General features: G+C 38.4%; 19 protein-coding genes. 11 read left to right on the top strand and 8 right to left on the bottom strand.

Annotated features, from left to right (window positions below; genetic code table 11):
- Positions 1-318 precede the first annotated feature (318 nt).
- Both mobA and mobB read left to right on the top strand, forming a co-directional pair.
- Entirely contained in the window at positions 319-750 is a 432-nt protein-coding gene (gene mobA / locus DTA23_RS25945; protein ID WP_112376434.1) for a conjugal transfer protein MobA, read from the top strand.
- Positions 747-2,027, top strand: coding sequence for a conjugal transfer protein MobB (gene mobB / locus DTA23_RS25940; RefSeq protein ID WP_112376433.1), 1,281 nt, complete (start codon positions 747-749; stop codon positions 2,025-2,027). Before mobA ends, mobB begins: the two co-directional genes overlap by 4 nt.
- Before the next feature lie 20 nt (positions 2,028-2,047).
- Here the strand turns inward: mobB and DTA23_RS25935 are convergent, their stop codons facing one another.
- Positions 2,048-2,944 carry a helix-turn-helix domain-containing protein gene (locus DTA23_RS25935; RefSeq protein ID WP_112376613.1) on the bottom strand — a complete coding sequence of 299 codons (897 nt, stop codon included), beginning with the start codon at positions 2,942-2,944 and terminating at the stop codon, positions 2,048-2,050.
- A 211-nt stretch (positions 2,945-3,155) separates the two neighbouring features.
- On the opposite strand from DTA23_RS25935, the gene DTA23_RS25930 reads away from it, so the two are divergent.
- The 7 genes from DTA23_RS25930 (at position 3,156) to DTA23_RS25905 (ending at position 8,401) form a co-directional block, all read left to right on the top strand.
- Positions 3,156-4,484, top strand: a complete 1,329-nt coding sequence (locus tag DTA23_RS25930; protein ID WP_112376432.1) for an outer membrane protein assembly factor BamB family protein — start codon at positions 3,156-3,158, stop codon at positions 4,482-4,484.
- A 36-nt stretch (positions 4,485-4,520) separates the two neighbouring features.
- On the top strand, positions 4,521-5,030 hold the full coding sequence (locus DTA23_RS25925) for a cupin domain-containing protein (protein ID WP_112376431.1): 510 nt from the start codon (positions 4,521-4,523) through the stop codon (positions 5,028-5,030).
- A gap of 74 nt (positions 5,031-5,104) precedes the next feature.
- Positions 5,105-6,097 carry a carboxymuconolactone decarboxylase family protein gene (locus DTA23_RS27325; protein WP_204991131.1) on the top strand — a complete coding sequence of 331 codons (993 nt, stop codon included), beginning with the start codon at positions 5,105-5,107 and terminating at the stop codon, positions 6,095-6,097.
- Between the two features lie 3 nt (positions 6,098-6,100).
- Positions 6,101-6,490 carry a DUF2255 family protein gene (locus DTA23_RS27320; RefSeq protein ID WP_112376429.1) on the top strand — a complete coding sequence of 130 codons (390 nt, stop codon included), beginning with the start codon at positions 6,101-6,103 and terminating at the stop codon, positions 6,488-6,490.
- A gap of 142 nt (positions 6,491-6,632) precedes the next feature.
- Positions 6,633-7,058 (top strand): alcohol dehydrogenase catalytic domain-containing protein, encoded by a 426-nt coding sequence (locus tag DTA23_RS28220; RefSeq protein WP_218565474.1) that lies wholly within the window; start codon positions 6,633-6,635, stop codon positions 7,056-7,058.
- Positions 7,052-7,693, top strand: a complete 642-nt coding sequence (locus DTA23_RS28215; protein ID WP_218565473.1) for a zinc-binding dehydrogenase — start codon at positions 7,052-7,054, stop codon at positions 7,691-7,693. Before DTA23_RS28220 ends, DTA23_RS28215 begins: the two co-directional genes overlap by 7 nt.
- Positions 7,694-7,873: 180 nt before the next feature.
- A complete protein-coding gene (locus DTA23_RS25905; RefSeq protein WP_218565472.1) occupies positions 7,874-8,401 on the top strand; it encodes a metallophosphoesterase in 528 nt (175 codons plus the stop codon).
- Between the two features lie 261 nt (positions 8,402-8,662).
- Here the strand turns inward: DTA23_RS25905 and DTA23_RS25900 are convergent, their stop codons facing one another.
- From DTA23_RS25900 to DTA23_RS25890, 3 genes are all read right to left on the bottom strand, one after another.
- The gene (locus DTA23_RS25900) at positions 8,663-8,923 is read right to left on the bottom strand and encodes a hypothetical protein (protein ID WP_112376428.1); all 261 of its coding nucleotides are present in this window, start codon (positions 8,921-8,923) and stop codon (positions 8,663-8,665) included.
- 625 nt (positions 8,924-9,548) lie between these two features.
- A complete protein-coding gene (locus DTA23_RS25895; protein ID WP_078764471.1) occupies positions 9,549-9,947 on the bottom strand; it encodes a low affinity iron permease family protein in 399 nt (132 codons plus the stop codon).
- Between the two features lie 201 nt (positions 9,948-10,148).
- Positions 10,149-10,613 (bottom strand): META domain-containing protein, encoded by a 465-nt coding sequence (locus DTA23_RS25890; protein ID WP_112376427.1) that lies wholly within the window; start codon positions 10,611-10,613, stop codon positions 10,149-10,151.
- 229 nt (positions 10,614-10,842) lie between these two features.
- Between DTA23_RS25890 and mobC the strand changes: the two genes are divergently transcribed.
- Positions 10,843-12,831, top strand: a complete 1,989-nt coding sequence (gene mobC, locus DTA23_RS25885; protein WP_112376612.1) for a conjugal transfer protein MobC — start codon at positions 10,843-10,845, stop codon at positions 12,829-12,831.
- A 40-nt stretch (positions 12,832-12,871) separates the two neighbouring features.
- Positions 12,872-13,714: an ADP-ribosyltransferase-containing protein gene (locus DTA23_RS25880; protein WP_146753207.1), complete on the top strand. Its 843-nt coding sequence runs from the start codon at positions 12,872-12,874 to the stop codon at positions 13,712-13,714.
- Here the strand turns inward: DTA23_RS25880 and DTA23_RS25875 are convergent.
- From DTA23_RS25875 to DTA23_RS25865, 4 genes are all read right to left on the bottom strand, one after another.
- Positions 13,706-14,464: an immunity 22 family protein gene (locus tag DTA23_RS25875; RefSeq protein ID WP_112376425.1), complete on the bottom strand. Its 759-nt coding sequence runs from the start codon at positions 14,462-14,464 to the stop codon at positions 13,706-13,708. The genes DTA23_RS25880 and DTA23_RS25875 overlap by 9 nt on opposite strands.
- Before the next feature lie 238 nt (positions 14,465-14,702).
- On the bottom strand, positions 14,703-18,185 hold the full coding sequence (locus DTA23_RS25870) for a helicase-like domain-containing protein (protein WP_256604684.1): 3,483 nt from the start codon (positions 18,183-18,185) through the stop codon (positions 14,703-14,705).
- The gene (locus DTA23_RS30030) at positions 18,131-20,020 is read right to left on the bottom strand and encodes an N-6 DNA methylase (protein WP_256604683.1); all 1,890 of its coding nucleotides are present in this window, start codon (positions 20,018-20,020) and stop codon (positions 18,131-18,133) included. The genes DTA23_RS25870 and DTA23_RS30030 overlap by 55 nt, the downstream gene beginning before the upstream one ends.
- Positions 20,007-20,444, bottom strand: coding sequence for a DUF1896 domain-containing protein (locus DTA23_RS25865; protein WP_112376424.1), 438 nt, complete (start codon positions 20,442-20,444; stop codon positions 20,007-20,009). Before DTA23_RS25865 ends, DTA23_RS30030 begins: the two co-directional genes overlap by 14 nt.
- Positions 20,445-20,469 lie beyond the last annotated feature (25 nt).

Here is a 20,469-nt window from a genome sequence, read left to right as displayed (position 1 = left end):
CAAATTGTAAAATCAAAATAAAGGTAGGGTCACAAGGAATTTAACAGTTACTTTTAAGAAAGAATATAGACAAAATCAATTTATAATAAGGTTGTAAAGGTAGCAAATTGCTACCTTTTCATTTTATACTAATCAGCCAGATGGAACCACAAAACAAATTAAAGAGAAAAAATTTATTTAGCTAAAGGATTTCATAAACGGACCTGTAAAAGGGAAAAATTGATTGTTTCAATTTATGAATTAATAGGATCAATTAGGAAATTATTGGAATACTTCCAACTTTAAATTTTTAAATGGCCTACTTTTTTAAAAAAAAAGATGGCTACAACAATTCATAGAGGAGGTCGAAAACCTAAAATAGAAAAAGCTATACATCGTTATGCTTTCCGCCTTACGGATGCAGAAAACGCGAGATTTTTAGCATTATTGGATCAATCAGGGCTTGACAATAAAGCTAAATTTATTGTATCCCTATTGTTTGAAAGGAAGATAAATTCAGTTGTCCTAGATAAAGGAGCTATGGATTACTGCACGAAATTAACGCAGTTTTTTAGCCAATTCAGGGCAATCGGGGTAAACTATAACCAGATCGTAAAGATCCTGCACACAAATTTCGGTGATAAAAAAACAGTCTTTTATATAGGAAAACTTGAAGCACTGACCATAGAACTAGCTACGATCTGCCGGGAAATTTTGATCTTAAGCAAAAAATTTGAAACCGAACACCTTGCTAAAAAACAACATTTATGATCGCAAAAATAGGTCGTGGCTCAAAAATATATGGTGCATTGCTATATAATCATAACAAAGTTTTACGGGATAACGGTCAGATATTACACATGAACAATATGCTTGAAACGCCTGATGGAAACTATACGACAGGACAATTATTGGCTTCATTCGTCCCGAACCTTGCAGCAAATAAGAACACAGAAAAAACTGCAATCCATATTTCGATAAATCCAGATCCGCATGATATTGTATCGGATGACGACTTCATCAACATTGCAAATGAGTACATGACCAGAATGGGCTATGGCAATCAACCCTATGTGGTTTTTAAGCACAACGATATCGATAGAACACACATCCACATTGTATCAACAACAGTAGATGAAAACGGAATAAAAATATCTGATGTTTTTGAGAAGAAAAAATCAATGGAAATCTGCCGACAGATTGAAAAAAAATACAAATTAATTCCAGCAGATCAAAAGATAAGTTCTGATGAGCGTTTTACCTTTACCCCTGTCGATCATAACAAAGGAAATATTAAAAGTCAGATTGCGTCGATTGTACGTTACCTACCTGCCTATTATAACTTTCAAAACCTGGGCAGTTACAATGCTCTTCTTTCACTTTTCAATATTACCGCCGAACATATAAAAAAAGATTATAGAGGCGAGATCAAAGAAGGATTAGTTTATAGCGCTGTTGATGCTGGCGGAACTAAAATAGGTAATCCGTTTAAAGCATCCCTCTTCGGAAAACAGGCGGGCCTTATAGCCCTTCGATCACATTTTGAAAAGAGTAAAATAGTACGTCCCGAAATTAAAGAGAAAACCAGTCTGATTATTTCTGAGGCCTTAACAATAACCAGCAATGAAAAGGAGTTTACCACTTATTTAATAGAGCACGGAATAAATACAGTCATTAGAAGAAATGAACAGGAAAGATTGTATGGAATTACCTTTATAGATCACAATACCGGTCATGTATTCAACGGTTCACATTTGGGAAAACAATTCTCTGCTAACGTATTCCAAAAGCTTTTTGCCGACAACAAACTCAGTGAAACGCCTAGCAACAAACGAACCACGCCTCCAAATCACACGAATATAAATACGACATCTCTTAAAGATGAACTTCATCCGCTATTCGATTTTATGATAAACAGCGGAAATTTATTAAGTGAATGGGGATTGTTGGATTCACTTTTGCTAGATGGAATGTACGAAGATCCAGAGGAACAGATATTTGAGTTCAACATGAAAAAAAAGAAAAAAAGAAAGAGAAACCTAAATTAACACCTTTTCTATCAACTTTTTCAATTCAAAGACCTGTATTCTATCGGCGTTGTTCCAGTTATCTTTTTAAATGTACGTGTAAAGTGGGCAGGATACTTAAAACCTAATTCATAGGCTATCTCATTTATGGTCTTTTTATTGTCCAGTATCTTCTGTTTAGCCAAAGCCATTATTTTCAATTGGATATATTCCAAAGCCGTCTTGCCAGTTTCCTTTTTTATCAGGTCACCGAAATAATTGGTAGAAAGATTGAGTTGCTGCGCACAATAGGTAACAGAAAGCAAGCCTATTGTCTGCGGTTTCTCCGATTGATAATATTCACCCAACAGCTTTTCAAACTGGATTAAAATATCATTGTTTGCCTCATTACGTGTAATGAACTGGCGTTCATAAAACCGTACACAGTAATTCAGGAACAGTTCAATGTTGGAAGCAATCAGCATCCTGCTATGCTTGTCCATACCCCGTTCCAGTTCGTACTCGACTTTGTCGAAACAGTCCAGTACAATCTTTCTTTCCCTTTCGGATAGATGCAACGCTTCGTTCGACTGGTAGGAAAAGAACGTATATTCATCTATATGCCTGCCCAGGGATGTGCCACGTATCAGGTCGGGATGGAACAGTAGTGCGTAGCCCTGCGGTTTGTAGTCCTTGTTGATATCCACGTTGATGATCTGCCCCGGAGCAACAAAGACCAATGTCCTATCCTGATAGTCATAGGTATGTTTCCCGTATTTCATATCGCCGCACATCACCTCCTTTAAATACACCGCATAAAAACCAAAATTCATTTTGGAAGCATAGATCTCCGGCACTCTGCCGTCAAAATCCATTATGCTTACCAGCGGATGTAAATTCTCCTTATGATAGAAAGCATCGTGCTGGCTAACCGTATCAATTCTTAAAATATCGTCCATTTCAATTGCGTTTAAAATCAATACAAATTTATCCATTATTTCTTCCCCTATATGCAAATTGGTGCAAATCAGTGAAAATGGTAGCACAATCCGTGGTTTGTATATGCTATATGTTTTAGGAAGATAGGAACTTTGTATTACAAACTTACGTGAGGTAAATCACGTTAAACAAAATAGAATTTTAAAATTAACATTGGACAAAAATTTGATTATGAAACTGATGGAAGACAAAGTTGTTCTTATTACGGGAGCGGCACCCGGTTACATTAGGGCTTATAACTGCGTTACGGGAAAATTGGAATGGACATTCCATACCGTCCCCAATCCTGGGGAACCGGGTCACGAGACCTGGGACCCCGAAGCCTATAAAGTTGTCGGGGGCGCAAACAACTGGGCAGGGCTTAGTATAGACAATAAACGTGGAATGGTATTTTTATCGCTGGGTTCAGCATCGTATGATTTTTGGGGAGCAGACAGAAAAGGCGACAATCTGTACAGCAATTGTGTCCTGGCATTGGATGCGGCAACCGGAAAACATATATGGCATTTTCAGACCGTCCATCACGATATGTGGGATTACGATTTGCCCGCACCTCCGGCATTGATAACGATAAATAATAATGGTAAGAAAACCGATGCTGTGGCACAGATTACCAAGCAGGGTTTTGTATTTGTATTGGACAGGGAAACGGGCAAATCGCTATTCCCGATTGAAGAGAGAAAAGTTCCGGTAAGCAATCTGCCCGGAGAACACTCTTCACCCACCCAGCCTTTTCCGCTAAAACCCAAACCGTTTGCAAGGCAGCATATCACAGAGGCAGACCTGACAAACTTTTCTCCCGAAGACCATGAGGCATTGGTAAAACAGTTCCGTTCGATGCGCTATGAGGGATTGTACACGCCACCTGACTTAAAAGGAACCATCCAGCTTCCGGGAACAAGGGGTGGCGGTGAATGGGGCGGTGCTGCCTACGACCCTGCTACCAATTTATTGTATGTCAAATCGAACGATGCGCCGGACTTGATTACCATCACCACCGGAACAAAACAGCCTTCGGAAATGGATGTTCAGGAAAGTTCCAGCCAACTGACAACCGCCGACAGAAGCGCACGTCCCGACCAGTATGTAAACAGTACAGGTTACAAAACGTGGAAAGACCCAAGCGGTAATCCGGCAATTACACCGCCGTGGGGAACGCTTAGTGCCATCAATATGGCTACCGGGGACTATGCGTGGCAGATACCGTTGGGCAATGACAGCCTGCGGCAACAAAAAGGCGCACCTGAAACCGGGCAAGAAGGAAAAGCTGGCCCTGTTGTAACGGCAGGTGGCTTGATTTTCATAAGCGGAACGGAAGACAGGAAACTGCGGGCTTTGGATAAGGCGACAGGGAAATTGCTTTGGCAGACTACGCTCCCTGCCCTTGCGAACGCTACGGCATGTACCTATCAGGTAAACGGCAAACAATACGTGGCAATTTCGGTGGGCGGAACCAAAGATAATCCTTCGGGTTCAATCATGGCGTTCGCAATACCTTAACATATTAAGATTGGATAACGTTTAAAATCAGCATATATGACAAAGACAATAACAATTGCAACGATAACAGCACTATTCCTGCTGTTTTCCTGCAACAATTCAAAAGATAAAAATATGGAAACAACAACACCGAAAAAAGTAAGTGATTTTCCTGTAGGCGAGCCAAACACCGCCTATGAAAAATATTTCAGTGGAAAATCTTGGAATGCTCCGCTTACCTCTAACAAAGAATTGAATGTGCCAATGGCGAATATCACTTTTGAGCCGGGCTGTCGCAACAATTGGCATTTGCACACTGGTGGGCAAATTTTAGTTTGTGTTGGCGGTGTGGGTTATTACCAGGAACGTGGCAAACCTGCCCGCCGTCTAAATCCCGGAGATATAGTGGAAATCGCACCCAATGTTGAGCATTGGCACGGTGCAGCTCCCGATAGTTGGTTTTCCCACATTGGAGTGACCTGCAACCCACAGACCAATGAAAACAAATGGCTCGAACCTGTCGGCGATCAGGAATATAAAAAAGCCGTAAATGAAGCCACAAAATAATCCTTAGAACTATGGACAGAAGCAAGATTGTAAAATGGATATTGTTTTTTGTTCTCACTCTTAACGTACATACAATGAATGCACAGAATAATGCTGATAGCCTCAATGCACAGCAACAAAGTATGGTCACGATTTCGGCATTGACGGCGGCAGGAGATTTGGAAAACCTGAAACCCCAATTAAGTGCAGCATTGGATGCAGGAGTTACAATCAACGAAATCAAAGAAGCTTTGGTACAGCTCTATGCCTACTGTGGTTTTCCGAGAAGTTTAAATGCACTCGGTATATTTCAGACCGTTTTGGATGAGAGGAAGACAAAGGGCATAAAAGATAGGGATGGAAAGAAGATTGTAGTTGAGAACAATGTTACCGATAAATACGAGCAGGGCAGAAAAGTCTTGGAAACTTTGACCAAAACAAAGCAGGCTAAACCCGCACCGGGTTTTGGAGCGTTTGCCCCTCGTATTGATGCCTTTCTGAAAGAACATCTGTTTGCCGATATTTTCGTAAGTGATGTCCTTAGCTTTCAGCAAAGGGAATTGGTAACTATTTCTGCACTGGCTGCAATGCCCGGAGTGGAAAGCCAGTTAAAATCCCATATAAGTATGGGCGTTAACACAGGTATCACAAACAGCCAATTGGAACAGATTGCCGGATTGATAGAAAAACATATCAGCAGGACGCAGGCAAACTCGGTAAGAAAATCAATTTCAACATCAATCGTTCCCGTTGTGGAACCGGATATAATGGTACGCATTTCTGAAGTAGAAATCCTGCCTGAATATCTGGACGAATACAACGCCATCCTGAAAGAAGAGGCATCGGCTTCCGTAAAAAAAGAGCCGGGTGTGATTGCCATCTTCCCAATGTATCAACAGGAGAACCCCACGCAGGTAAGGATTGTGGAAATGTACGCCAACAAGGAAGCGTATCAATCCCATTTGCAAACGCCCCACTTTCAGCACTATAAGACCACTACCCTTAAAATGATAAAATCATTAAAACTGGTAGATATGAGCAGTCCTGATAAAGAGGCTATGGTAGAGATTTTTAAAAAATTGAAGTAGGATATGAGTAATACAGGTTATCAATTCTCACCCGAAGAATTACAAAGTATAGTCAGGGCAGACGACCTGAAAATTGCCCCATTTCGGGCTGACGGCGTTACTTATGGTACGCCTACCTGGATTTGGTCAGTGGTAGTGGACAATGACCTATACGTTCGTGCCTATAACGGGCAAAATTCACGTTGGTATCAATCCGCCATCGAACAGAAAGCAGGTCGTATTCACGCCGCAGGAATGATTAAGGACGTTTTATTTGAAACGGTAAATGGCAACATCAATGAGCAAATTGATGAAGCCTATCGCAAAAAATATGGTAACAGCCCCTACCTCAATGCAATGATTAATAAACAGGCAAAGGCAGCTACAATAAAAATAACCTCGAAAGAATTATAACCATCAAATCGTTTTTGCTATGGAAGAAAATAACAAACAACCATCGAGAAGAAAATTTATTCAGCAAACGGCGTTGGCGAGTGCAGGCATAATGCTTGCAAGCCCTTTACACATTTTTTCACAAACAGATAAATCCAAAATTATGAGTAAGAATATAAAATCAAAAGGATACGCCGGAAAAGGCGAAAAAGGGAAACTGGAATTATGGAGCTTTGAGCGCAGACCAGTTGGCGACAACGATATTCTAATTGAAATCAAATACTCCGGTGTCTGCCATTCTGATATTCATACTATCAGAGGACATTGGGGAAAACAGCAGTACCCACAAGTGCCTGGACACGAAATAGCGGGTATAGTTAGCGCAGTCGGTAAAAACGTGACCAAATTCAAAGTTGGCGACAAAGCGGGCGTAGGCTGTATGGTAGATAGCTGTATGCACTGCGATAGCTGTAAAAAAGGAGAAGAACACCATTGTGAAACTACCGGAATGGTAGGTACATACGGCGTACCCGAAAAATCATCGCCCACTGGGATAACACAGGGAGGCTATGCGATAATATCGTGGTGACAGAACATTTTGCCATCAAAATTCCTGATAATATACACCTGCAATATGCAGCACCGTTGCTTTGCGCAGGGATTACCACCTATTCGCCACTGATGAGAGCCAAATTCAAAAAAGGCGATAAGGTAGGTATTGCAGGTATTGGCGGTTTAGGACATATAGCTATCAAATTAGCAGTTTCAAAAGGTGCGGAAGTGTACGCATTTACCACATCGCCATCCAAAGTAAACGATATTAAAGGTTTCGGAGCAAAAGAAGTTATCGTAGTGGACAGCATTGATAAATTACAACCTTATCTGGGTAAGCTGGATTATATGCTTTCCACTATTCCCTATGCTTTTGACCTTTCAAGCTATGCCGCTTGTGTGAAGCCTTATGGTTTCTTTACGCAGGTTGGACAACCAATTGGAGGCTTATTTACCGTTGATAACGGCAAGTTTATGTTTGACCGTGTGAATTATAATTCTTCGCTCATTGGCGGTATTCCCGAAACACAGGAGGTAATGGACTATTGTGCAGAAAACAAAATCTATCCGCAAATCCAGATTATCAAAGCTGAAGAAGTAAACGAGGCTTGGGAGAAAGTGGTAAATAAAGAAGCCCGTTATAGGTATGTAATTGATGTTGAAACGATATAGTACTTATTGACAAATTGATCTCTACCACAAAAAAGAACCGAACTTACATTCGGTGCTTTTTGCTTTATTTGATGAACTCCTATAGGGACAGGGAGTACACTAAATTAAGGATTAAACGGAAAATTCAAACAATAAAAAAATAAATTTTCATATATTTAATTGAGCAGTGAAAGGCTAGAAATGAAAGATAGGAAATCAAGAAAATTTGTAATGGGCGACATTCATGGAGCTTACAAAGCGTTGGTACAATGTTTACAAAGGTCCGGATTTAACTATCAAAATGATACCTTAATTCAGCTCGGTGATATAGCCGATGGCCATAACGAAGTCTACGAATGTGTCGAGGAACTTTTAAAAATTAAAAATCTGATAGCGATTAAGGGAAACCATGACGCATGGTTCCAAGAGTTTATCCAGACTGATTTTCATCCTGTATCATGGAATTATGGTGGAAAAGGAACAATAGAATCTTATCTGAAATACAAAGATGGTCCAAAGGTGTGCTTTTCCAAAGGATCAGGATTTAAAACTTCATTAAACTCTTCTGATATCCCACCATTGCATCGGCAGTTTTTTCAGAAACAGAAGCTTTTTTATATTTTAGAAAATATATGCTTTGTTCATGCTGGTTTTGATCGATACCTCGATTTCCATGAGCAGTCAGAAAAAAATTACTATTGGGATCGCAGGCTATGGACTGAAGCCTAAGCCATGCAGATGAAGGAAAAAAAAGTCGATACCTTTGAAATGATTACTCATTTTAAAAGCATCTACATAGGTCATACATCTACCCTAAATTGGGATACTGTTCAACCAATGACGGCTTTAAATATTACCAATTTGGATACAGGAGCGGGATCGAATGGAAAATTGACTATGTTAAATATTGATACGAAACAAATTTGGCAATCAGATCCGCTAGATACACTTTACAAAGATTGCAAATGCATCGCACACATAAACAAATAATTACGAGAAAATTCGATACCGTAATGAAATAGCACGCCAGATATCATTTGCAAGCTCGCGGTCATCACCATGTTCAAACTGCCACTTACCCTCCTCTTTAATCATTTTCTGAACTAAACCGTCTAATAGTATATTTATCTCCTTGAGATCTTTTTTAAGGTCCTTTTTAAGTAGAATTACCTGATAATCCTTCAACTTGTAAGTTACCCTGAATACCTGTTTGTCAAAATGCTCCTCATATTTGCCAATTGTGTCTTGCATAGAAAAAAATTACATATGAAATTCTCCCCTAATAATATGAATTTTACTGCAAAATCTAAATACTTTTCTCAATCAATCACTGCTTTGAAAAATTATATTTTCTAACTGGAAGTCTAATATATAAACACAACAAGCCGTGTCTTCGCACACTTAGGTATCTAAGGAATTAGCACATTAAATAACTAATATGGTATGCTATTAAATGTTTCTGTATACAAAAAATGATAGTAAAATTTATTATAGTAAGAATGCCCTATACTTTCGCATAAATGAGAAATACAAAATTTCTAATAGGGAGTATTCATCCTTTCTTGGATTTTAATTAAAAGGCTCCTACATTCATCCAATGCTTTTTCGATTTTACTATATCTACCATAACTTTCATAAATGGTTATTTGGACTTCCAGTGCTTTTTCTATTAATTGTAATTCAGAATATGTCAGATTCATTACGTAATTTAAATTTCGAATGCAATTATAAACATTTGTAACTATTTAAAAAATAATTAACAAGTTTCCCATTAAATAACGTTATTATGACATCTTATTTAAATAATTTCTCTAAAATCCTAGCCGGTGCTTACAAGCTGTTCTTATAGCACCGTAAACTATTTCAAAGTTTTTGTTCAGTTCAAATCTTTAGACTGATTTTTTTCCTCTTTAGATTTAGCAACTTTTTCATATTGTTGATGAAGACGGTCGAGCTCTTCTTCTGTAAGATCTTCAATATCAACAAGCCTATTGTTAGCTTCCTTATTAGCAGAGATCAATTCGTTTAACTTTATCTGGATGGCTTTTGAATCCTTATTTTGTGCTTTCTGTATTAGAAATACCATTAAAAAAGTAATAATGGTTGTTCCCGTATTAATTACCATTTGCCACGTATCAGAATACTTAAAGATTGGCCCTGTAATAGCCCATACAATAACTAAAATGCTAGAGCCAACAAATGCGCCTGCACTTCCTGTGAAACATACTGCCCAATCCGCAAAGCGATCAAACAGATTTTTATGTTTATTTTCCATAAAGTAATCGATGAATTAAAGCTTAGACAATTATCTATATATATTGTTTCATTAAGATATTTAAATCTTTTTTCAATTATTACAAGCATTATACCATTCAAACAAAAACCCCATGAAACTGTCTTTATGTATCATACAAAAAAAAGCAATTCGAGATCACTCTACGAATTGCTCAGATATATATGGTATTTAACGGACTGATTACTTAACTTCTAATTTAGCTGTTATTTTTTGATCTTTATCTTTTAATTCAAGAGTATTACCGCTTAGGCTATAATGCTTACTTTGCTTTAAGATATCTAAAAATTTTGTCTCGACTTCAAGGTTAGGACACGACATCATCGTTGCTCCGGTCAGAGATATTTCAATACCATCATTCCCTTCCGTCTTAAAGCTTCCTCCAAATCCATTACATCCTCCATTACCATTTAACTGGTTATTGTCCTTATTAAAAGTAATCATGGGCTCTTTTTTGAAAGCGGTATCAATTTTAATCGGTGCATTATTAAGTTCTATAAGTTTCCATTCCTTGCCAAATAAATCAGGGGTCTGAGCTACTTCTTCGGGCTGGCTGACTGAATCGTTTTTAGCACTCGTACTTTTTTGACCATTGTTACAACCTATCACAAGAATTCCAAGTGAAAGGATAATTAAGGCTTTTTTCATAATTTCTATTTTAAATTGTTTCTTCTTTTATTTACAAATCTCGATCCAAACTGTTCAGCACAAAGACGTTATTTTTAATTAAGATCTTCGCTATTTATATGAAATAATAATCACTTGTTTAATAATTCACTAACTCCAACACTCCGGAAAATATCGGTCAATCTAGGATTCTGAAAACCACCTTTGAAAATAATCATTGCCATCCCTATATCTATGCTAAAAACAGTTGATTATGCAAGAAGACGATTTACGTGGATTGGCCAAAATTATGGCATTCATGCGCGCAGTAAGTATTTTACTGGTGCTAATGAATTTTTATTGGTTCTGCTATTCCTTTTTTCACGACCAGGGATGGACACTTGAAGTTTTGGAACGAATACTAAAGAATTTTCAAAGAACCTCCGGGCTGTTCTCTCATCCCCTATATACCAAGTTATTTGCCCTGATTTTATTGGCTCTAAGCTGTTTGGGCACAAAGGGAGTAAAAAATGAAAAGATAAGATGGAGAAATATCAATACTTGCCTTATCATAGGCTCAATCCTTTACTTCTTAAATTTCCCTATTATCCAAATTTCCACTTCACTCTACATGCTTACGACTTCCGTTGGGTTTATCCTAATTATGGTTGCCGGATTATGGATGAGCAGATTGCTGAAAAGCAGATTACTGGATGATCCATTTAACAACGAAAATGAGAGTTTCATGCAGGAAACCCGTCTGATCGAAAATGAATTCTCAGTTAACCTACCTACAAAATTCTACTATAAGGGTAAATGGAACGATGGGTATATTAATGTCGTTAATCCTTTTCGTGCAACAATAGTTGCTGGCACGCCAGGATCTGGAAAAAGTTGGGCAATCATAAACAACTATATCAAGCAACACATTGAACTTGGATTTTCAATGTATGTCTTCGACTTTAAGTTTGATGATCTTTCTGTTATCGTATATAACCATTTATTAAAACATACAGATAAATACAAGGTAAAGCCAAAGTTCTATGTGATCAACTTTGATGACCCACGTCGAAGTCACCGATGTAACCCTCTAAGCCCATCATTTCTGACAGATATATCTGATGCATACGAATCAGCATATACCATAATGTTAAACTTAAACAGAACATGGATTCAGAAACAAGGTGATTTTTTTGTAGAATCCCCCATCATTCTCCTTGCATCGATTATCTGGTTTCTTAAAATATACCAAGGGGGTAAATACTGTACATTTCCACACGCCATTGAGCTTTTGAACAAAAAATACGCCGATCTTTTCACCATCCTTACCAGTTATCCTGAACTGGAAAACTATCTAAGTCCCTTCCTTGATGCGTGGGAAGGCGGAGCACAGGATCAGCTTCAGGGTCAGATCGCGTCGGCTAAAATACCATTGTCAAGAATTATATCCCCTAAACTATACTGGGTAATGAGCGGTGATGACTTTAGTCTTGACATAAATAATCCGGATGAACCAAAGATTCTTTGTGTAGGAAGTAATCCAGATAGACAGAACATATATTCGGCAGCACTAGGCTTATACAATTCAAGAATAGTACGATTGATCAATAAAAAGAAGCAATTAAAGTGCTCTTTAATCATAGACGAATTGCCACAATTTTTTTTCCGGGGCCTCGATAATCTGATAGCCAGTGCCAGATCCAATTTAATTTCTGTATGCCTGGGACTCCAGGATTACTCAATGTTGACGCGGGATTATGGTGATAAAGAGAGCAAAGTAATTCAAAATATTGTCGGCAATATTTTCGCTGGACAGGTCGTTGGAGATACCGCAAAAACACTTTCAGAAAGATTTGGTAAAATAGTACAAAAAAGACAGTCCATCAGCATAAACAGAAATGATACCAGTTCCTCTATTTCCACCCAGCTTGATAGCCTTATTCCTGCATCAAAGATCTCTACATTAAGCCAAGGTATGTTTGTTGGTGCCGTTGCAGATAATTTTGACGAAAAGATAGACCAGAAAATTTTTCATTGTCAAATTGTAGTCGATAATGAAAAAGTAAAAAATGAAATGAAACATTATAAGCCCATCCCACAGATTCGTTCTTTTCTTTCTGAGACCGGTGAAGATGTCATGGAAAAAGAAATTGATGCAAATTACCGTCAGATAAAACTTGATGTGTCAATTATCATTGCAAACGAACTGGAAAGAATCAAAAATGATCCCGAGCTAGCCCACTTAGTGCATCAGGGATAATAATAAAACATCCAACAACATAGTAATAAAAAAAACAAATATGGATATAAGACCAATTTTACAGCCTAGTACGCATACCTTATATCATGGTACAAATAGTGACTTTAATGAATTTTCCCTGGAATATCTAGGTCAGAATACACATTGGGATAATTGCCATCGGGGGATTCATTTCACCCAAGAAATTAATATGGCTCAACTCTTCGGAGAAAAAGTTTTAGAGTGCCATGTTAATTTAAAAAAACCATTGAATTTGAATGAAGTGTTTGATTTCGCGGATCAAGCACCCGATATTGTAAATATTATATTTGAGGAAAATATCTCAGATACAGGGGAAGCTTTGGAATTTATTGATGAAAGTATTGGAATGGGCGAATATATGGAGTTTATGGAAGCCTTTAACTCCGAAGATAATCTAAGACAATTTAAAGAACGTGGTTATGACCACATTATCTCAAGATTCTCGCGCGATAAAGTTGAATTTTGTGTTTTCGACCCAGCTAACATTACCATTGTAAACAAAAACATTATGTCTCTCTTTCCAGAGAGTGAATATCTTTCTATTCTTCCGGCAAATTCCCGACAGATCGATAATATTATCAGGGCATTACATTCCAATGAACCCAGAGAAATCGATAATCTTTGCAGACAATTGCGCAAGAATATTGATAGTATTCCTAATATCATTGATGGTTTTGACATAGATAAAATGAAAAAGCTACAGATCCTTGCAGGAATAGATAATACCCCCGGCTACTTATCTTACTCTATAAATAAGGGAAAACTATATAGAGAATTGTCAGAATATTTAGATAGAAAATCTCCTGTGTTGAAATTGTCAGCAGAGAAGGCTAAAAATCAGGGTCTAAGAATTTCACGCTAGATCATCCGTATCAAACTTTCCGATATATTTCATATTTAGCAAGTTGCCGATCTGTTCACCGTCTAAATTAATAGCACCTTTAACTATTAAATCTAGTATCGAATTGGCAGTATGGAGGTTTAATTCATCAACTTTTAAAATCATTTTCTCAGCAACATTATAGTCCTCGATTTGAAGGATTAAAACTTCATCAAGTTTTCCTTTTTTCGCAGTATGGAAGTAATTCACTTTTACCACACTCTTTTTATCAATGGCAGCTTGTTTAAGGATATTGTTCTTATCTATTTTATGGTCCCCTATCCATAAATAATGAATCTTAACATCAGTAGCTGCTTCAATCGAAACTTGTGGAACCTTCCCAATGTACTTAACTGTTTTGGACCCAGAGGCATCTTTTTCAGCTAAGTCATTGCTCTGATATGCTACTACTGAGTTAAAGTCATTGATTTTATGTTTCTTACACAATATTTCAAGTTCTCTTTTGTCAATAAGGATATCATTAGCTACAGTGTTGATATCAATAGATTCATTATAATATTTCATTATCATAGCATCTTCATCATAGATATCAAAATCAACTTCTTTACAAAAATCACAACGCAATTCTTCGCTAGGTTCACCATCTTCATTTCCAGTTGGTGGCTCACAATCATAAACAGCCCATGCCCTTAAATATTCCTTCTGATCCAAATATTTTTCTAGTTCTTTCTCAGATTTAAAATTCCCAAGCCATATATGCAATTTACTCATCACGTTGTATTTATTTTTAAGCTCTTTTACCTATCAGATGTTCTTGTTTAAGCTCTTTCTAATATAATCTTAATAACTCATACAGAAAACTGAATTTTAGTCCTAATATAACTATCTATTAAAACATAATTAAACGTAAGTTTCAGAAACGTCTCAAATTAAATTGCTGCATACGTTGTGAAAGATAAAATGCATTCAGTTCTTAGGTCTGAATGCATTTTATCTTTTATTTGTCGTTCTACATTTTGGGACCGATGGATTTTTTCTTGACTTCACCGTCAGTACTTACCTCAGTCTCGGTTTTCTTTTCCTCATCCAAAGAAAACTGAATTTTTCGCTCAACTGAGGCTAGTTCTGTTTTCAATGTAGCTAACTGTTTTTCCTTATTCCAGCTTCCCTTGACAATATCGTTAAGCACAACCTGGTCATCTTTTAGTAGCTTCAATTTTTTATCCTCTTCCTCGATAAGTCCGGGAAGTTTCTGCAGCGCATTAAGAAAGTTCAGACTTGCCCTTTCGGGATCACTGGCCATGATACCATTGTTATGCGTGTATTTGATATTTCCTTCTCCACAGATAAAAAACCTGTTATCTCGTTCAACGAGGCTAGAACTGTCTTTCTGCGTCATTTCCGTCTTAACAAGTAGCCGAAAACCATATAGAGACCCTATTTCTTCATAATCTCCCCCAGTTCTTGAAACAGCAGCCAGCTTACTCAACTTAGCACCAATTTCCTTCACACCAGCATCTGTAGACACCCCATCCAAAAGTATTGGATTTAACATATTTCCATCCTTCGACCTTTGGACCCGCTTCTGAAAATTGTTCCAGTCGGCATTAAGCCTTTCTAACCGGGAGGATCTTGTTTCAAGTTCTTCGGTCAGGTTCTCAAGTTTAGATGAAGAACTCCATTTTGATCGGAGAAAAGCATGTTTCTCGCTTTCTAAAACAGATATTTTCTTTTCAACCTTCGCCTTCTCCAGAAGATCGGTATTGCCGGAAAGTAAAGCTACATATTCCGAAAAGTTCATTCCTGAAACTTCGTCCATACCTCCTTCGTCAAGTGTTCTAACCGCAACCGTATTACTTTTTAATTGGCCGATAAACCGTTGCTTATTCGCCAGCGTATTGAACTTATAGGCATCGAGGGATTTTTCGACAGCATAAATAAAGACATCAACCTTATTTCCAGCAAAAAATTTAGCAATCTCATTCCCTTTTCGTACCGCACGGCCATCCCGCTGTTCAAGATCCGACGGCCTCCAGGGAATGTCAAGATGATGTACGGCAACTGCCCTTTTCTGTGCGTTTACACCTGTTCCCAGCATTTCAGTAGATCCAAATAGAACTCTGATTTTACCTTCATTGGTCGCCTTTATCAGCTCCTTACGCTGATCTTCGGTCTTTGCCTGCTGGATAAAACGGATCTCATCCGCAGGTATCCCATGATCTAGTACAAGCTTTCTTTTAATCTCACTGTAGATGTTCCATTCGTCCGATTTATAGGTCCCAAGATCTGAGAAAACAAACTGCGTTCCTTTTTGCGCATTATATTTCCTATAATATTTTGCAATATTGTCTGCACAGACAGAAGCTTTGTTTCCGGGATCATCGGTATATTTTGGAGAGATAAGACGCATGTCCAAAGACATTTTTCTTGCGTAATCAGTTGCTATAAGCATCTTCGCTTTCTGCTCAGTCGGTGACAGAGGTGGTCTTCCCAATAACTCAGCATTACCTGTCTTTGCAAATTCCATGAGTTTTTTGATAAAGATTTCCTGTTCTGCCGTTGGAGGAATATTGTACAGGATTTCATTTTTTATGGGGCGGTCTATGCCAATATCTGCTGCTGTACGATAATCAGTAATTTCGGTATAGAACTGCGACAGTTCAGGGACCTTGATAAAATGCCTGAACCTCTCCTTTTGAACAATATTGTTCGCTACCGAGAATTCATAATCTATCGATTTACGGGCATAGATCGCTGCCCATGCATCAAAGCAGTTTATACCCTGTCGTTCCAATGCCTTTGGGCGCAAATATTTAAATAAACAATAAAGCTCAGTCAATGAATTGGAAATTGTCGTTCCCGAAAGAAAGGTCGCTCCTAGATCTTTTCCGGTTCTTTCCTGAATCGTACGTATCGCAAAAAGAAGATTGAGCGCTTTTTGGCTTCCCTGTACATTTCCAAGTCCTGCGACACGCTCATGCCTGGTATTAAACATGAGATTCTTGAATTTATGACTTTCGTCAACAAAAAGGTGATCGATTCCCATCATCTTAAAGTCCACAACATCATCTTTCCGGTTTTCAATATCATGTTCCAGCGTCTTTAATTTTACATTCAGGTTCTTCTTTCTAATTTCTACACCTTTTAGCATAGCACCGGAGACATCTTTTCCCTGATTGCGCAGGGCATCGAGATTCTGTTCCACAGAATGAAGTTCTGCCTCCAAAATTTCTTTCTGTAACTCGGGAGACTGCGGAATCATACCAAACTGGTCATGCGTTAAGATGATACAGTCCCAGTCATTATTTTTAATATCACCAAAGATTTTTAGCCTTTTCTGTGGTGTAAAATCTTTTTTTCCGGGATACAAAATTTTTGCAAAAGGATACGCCTTCCGATAGGTTTCTGCTATTTCATGGATATTGGCTTTCAGCGCGATGATCATCGGTTTGTGAACAAGTCCCAGTCTTTTCATTTCTTGTGCACCCCCTACCATAATAAGTGTCTTTCCGGCTCCCACTTCATGGTCGCAGATACCTCCATTGTTGCTTTTCAGCATATAGATGGCATCTTTCTGGCTATCATAAAGATCCTCGATATCAAGTGCTGCACGGTCCAGTCCTGGAAAAGTCTGATGACTGCCGTCATAATAAGGCCTTACATGACAGTTAAAGAGATCGTTGTAGCGTGCTGTCAGCTCATTTTTAAACCCCTCATCCTGCTGATATAACCAGTCCGTAAACTCATTCCGTATCTCGTCAATTTTTCCGTTAGCCATCTGGATAGCGTCCATATCTTTGACTTTTATGGCAGTTCCGTCTGCGAGATATTCTGTTTTGGTAATATCGGGAGTTGTATTGACCAGGGCATGACGCAGTAGATTCAGTCCGTCAAATGTTCTGCTCTCCGACTTTATCGCATATTTTTCAGTGATTTTTATGTTGCTGGATTTCGCATTGACCGAAAAGTCATCACTGCTTTCCGAATAGTAAATTTTGATTTCGCTATCAAAAAGGTGGCTTGCAAACCTGTTGTAAATATCACATCCGATCCAACGTTCTCCCAGGTTAAAATCCAGCTCGTCAAATTTTATAGGCTCAGGCCTCGCTTTTTCAAGCGCTTCAAGGCTTTTTAGGGCTTCTGTGTCTTCTGGATGTGCGGAAATATATTCTTTTAGTTGGCGGGCTTTTAAAACAACATTCCCCGCCAAAAACTTTTGGGAAACCTCCATGTTGCCCGAAAGTGGATTGAAGAATATCTGACCCTGTAAATTTTCACGCAATTCACTTTCAGTAAACCCGCTGATCTCTTCCATAAACCCCAGATCAACACTATCCGACAAATTAAGCGAGGCAGATAGAGCTTCAGAAGCACTGTTTACCGTGACTTCTCTTGTCGAAAAGCTGACCGGATGGTCAAAAATATCGGACTTATGTATTACACCACCAACCACCCGCTCCAGATAGGGAATTTCATTCCCCGAAGCATCCATTTTATAAATTTAATGTTCTCTGCTGTGTTTAAATTTCCAAAACGAGCCACAAAATCATCATACGTCCCGTTTAAAAGTTTTCTGGCCTCTACATCCTCCTGCCTGTTATTGGCTTCAAAATCATAAAGCAGTTGATAACTGTCCCGTAGCTTAATATAACTTTGGATACGTTTATTGTCAGTTACGGATAATTCAATCGGCTGAAAAATAAAAGCTCTGTCCCGGCGGTTCATTTGTAGTTTACCTACCCTGCCTTTTGAAACAATCAGCGTATTCTCCCGATAAGAAGATTTTACTTCTCCTGCAAAAGTTTCCGGTTCATTTTTGCAAACCTTACTATCGTCGATTTCATGGAACAACGAAAGAGATTCAACTTTTTTCTTTGAGGAATTGGACGAATGTTTTTGAATATTGGCTTTCTTTTCATTCTGATTCAATTCAGTATTCAGTTTATCTTTCTGATCCACCGTGCCGATTTCTCCGGAATCAAAAAAGGAAAGCTGTTTAAATTTTGTAATCTTGCTTTGAGACGTCTTTTTACCTCTTCTCTTGGTCTTTTTAACAGACATTTCTCCTAGCACTTGATCGGAAAAAAGATCGAGTTGTATAGCTTTTTCAGCACCACCGTTATGAATGATATTTTTCTCAGGAATGGTAACAGCAGGCTTTGATAAAACTTTAGTGCCAATCGAGGTTACTTTATGTTCAGTAAACAATTTAAGGTCAAAATACTGCTGAAAATCCTCAGAAAGCTTTTGATGAAGACTTTCTGCGATTCTTTCAATCCCACCATCATGTATATGAATGGTAGTTGCCTTGCCATATTGGTCAGTATCCTGGAAAGATCGTGTCGCAACGATGTGATTGGGGTTGTTAAATAGCAGATTACAATTTTCACTGGTTCCCGTAAAATCAAGTGCCCGTCTGGACAATGACCGTGACCCGCTGCTCTTCTGCAACACAATCAGGTCTGTTCCTACAGATGTTCCACTTTCTTCGAAAAGATTATTGGGTAAACGTAATGCAGAAACCAGGCGGTGCTCCTTCATTAGTGCCTCACGGATAGGAAAGTTGGACTGACTGTTTAGAACTCCCTGCGATGTTATAAATGCAAGGAGCCCACCTTCCCTTAACTTATCAGTTGCCTTTAAAAAGAAATAATTGTGCACGCTCTGTGCAGCAAATTTTCGTGCTTCGTCTTTTCCTCTTGAATAAGAAAGATCAAAAATAGAAGTAGTTCCAAAAGGAATATTACCTATGATCAGGTCGTATCCTGTATCTTCTTCGTGTATATTTTCAAAGCTATCAATCCGGATATCAGCATTGGAGCCATAAAGATTTTTCAGGATTTTCCCGGTTAGTAAATCCTGTTCAAAGGCGCATATTCCGCGCCCGCCGGTGCCAGTAAATGGTTCGATAAATGCTCCCACCCCAGCCGAAGGTTCAAGTATGCTTGATATAGAAATTCCTGTGTCTGTAATTGCTGCTGCAATACTCTGAGTGATTTCCGTAGGTGTGTAAAACGCATCGAGGATAGAACCTCTAATTTTGGATATATATTCCCTATAACTGTTTTCACTTTCAGAATTGTCCTTAATGAGCGAAAACAATTCCTGTGTAAGCGGAAAATAAGGCATATCGGAAGCCTTCCACTGATTTATATCGTCCGCCTGCCCTACTGGATTCAAGATGAACTTTAAGCCCCCAAATCCTGAATATTGCTTTAGTATGGATATTTCATCGTCTGTTGCTGATCTTCCTTCTTTTTCAATGGAGAAAACCGTCCGGATCGCTTCAATGTTCTGGCGGATGCTCCGCTTCTTATCGAATGCCATTTTGCTCAATCCAGATGGCGATGAAACCGGTTAGCTCCGTATACAGCAGATCATAGTCAGTTGTATATGCAAAATCATCAGTCAGCTCATAATGACCAAAGATCTCCTCACATTTTGGAAGGACCTTTAATGCAAAATCACGATAATCAAGTTCATCGAAAACATCCGAAAATTCATAGGTCAGCACTTCAAATAGTGTATCAAATCTGGAAAAATGCAGTCCTTCGTAAAGAATGTAATCAGCAATCTCATTACATTTAATGATCGGATTACCTGAGCGGAAAGCACCCTCATAAGCATTTGCGGCCCACCTTGCACGCTGGCTGATAAATTTAACGTCCCCTGATCTCTCGGGAAAACTGGAATCAATGTGATCCTGCAACTTTAGCTGGTAGTAGGAAAAGTCCTGGCTATGATTTTTCATATCGCTATATTTTTTATTAAAACTT

The organism is Sphingobacterium multivorum, assembly GCF_900457465.1.
Taxonomy (GTDB): Bacteria; Bacteroidota; Bacteroidia; order Sphingobacteriales; family Sphingobacteriaceae; genus Sphingobacterium; species Sphingobacterium multivorum.
This window is presented reverse-complemented; position numbering and strand designations above follow the sequence as displayed.

Excerpts from the sequence above, each read along its gene's own strand:
- mobA (WP_112376434.1), top strand. The coding sequence starts at position 319 with ATGGCTACAACAATTCATAGAGGAGGTCGAAAACCTAAAATAGAAAAA.
- mobB (WP_112376433.1), top strand. The coding sequence starts at position 747 with ATGATCGCAAAAATAGGTCGTGGCTCAAAAATATATGGTGCATTGCTA.
- DTA23_RS25935 (WP_112376613.1), bottom strand. The coding sequence starts at position 2,944 with ATGGACGATATTTTAAGAATTGATACGGTTAGCCAGCACGATGCTTTC.
- DTA23_RS25930 (WP_112376432.1), top strand. The coding sequence starts at position 3,156 with ATGAAACTGATGGAAGACAAAGTTGTTCTTATTACGGGAGCGGCACCC.
- DTA23_RS25925 (WP_112376431.1), top strand. The coding sequence starts at position 4,521 with ATGACAAAGACAATAACAATTGCAACGATAACAGCACTATTCCTGCTG.
- DTA23_RS27325 (WP_204991131.1), top strand. The coding sequence starts at position 5,105 with ATGAATGCACAGAATAATGCTGATAGCCTCAATGCACAGCAACAAAGT.
- DTA23_RS27320 (WP_112376429.1), top strand. The coding sequence starts at position 6,101 with ATGAGTAATACAGGTTATCAATTCTCACCCGAAGAATTACAAAGTATA.
- DTA23_RS28220 (WP_218565474.1), top strand. The coding sequence starts at position 6,633 with ATGAGTAAGAATATAAAATCAAAAGGATACGCCGGAAAAGGCGAAAAA.
- DTA23_RS25905 (WP_218565472.1), top strand. The coding sequence starts at position 7,874 with ATGAAAGATAGGAAATCAAGAAAATTTGTAATGGGCGACATTCATGGA.
- DTA23_RS25900 (WP_112376428.1), bottom strand. The coding sequence starts at position 8,923 with ATGCAAGACACAATTGGCAAATATGAGGAGCATTTTGACAAACAGGTA.
- DTA23_RS25895 (WP_078764471.1), bottom strand. The coding sequence starts at position 9,947 with ATGGAAAATAAACATAAAAATCTGTTTGATCGCTTTGCGGATTGGGCA.
- DTA23_RS25890 (WP_112376427.1), bottom strand. The coding sequence starts at position 10,613 with ATGAAAAAAGCCTTAATTATCCTTTCACTTGGAATTCTTGTGATAGGT.
- DTA23_RS25880 (WP_146753207.1), top strand. The coding sequence starts at position 12,872 with ATGGATATAAGACCAATTTTACAGCCTAGTACGCATACCTTATATCAT.
- DTA23_RS25875 (WP_112376425.1), bottom strand. The coding sequence starts at position 14,464 with ATGAGTAAATTGCATATATGGCTTGGGAATTTTAAATCTGAGAAAGAA.
- DTA23_RS25870 (WP_256604684.1), bottom strand. The coding sequence starts at position 18,185 with ATGGATGCTTCGGGGAATGAAATTCCCTATCTGGAGCGGGTGGTTGGT.
- DTA23_RS30030 (WP_256604683.1), bottom strand. The coding sequence starts at position 20,020 with ATGGCATTCGATAAGAAGCGGAGCATCCGCCAGAACATTGAAGCGATC.
- DTA23_RS25865 (WP_112376424.1), bottom strand. The coding sequence starts at position 20,444 with ATGAAAAATCATAGCCAGGACTTTTCCTACTACCAGCTAAAGTTGCAG.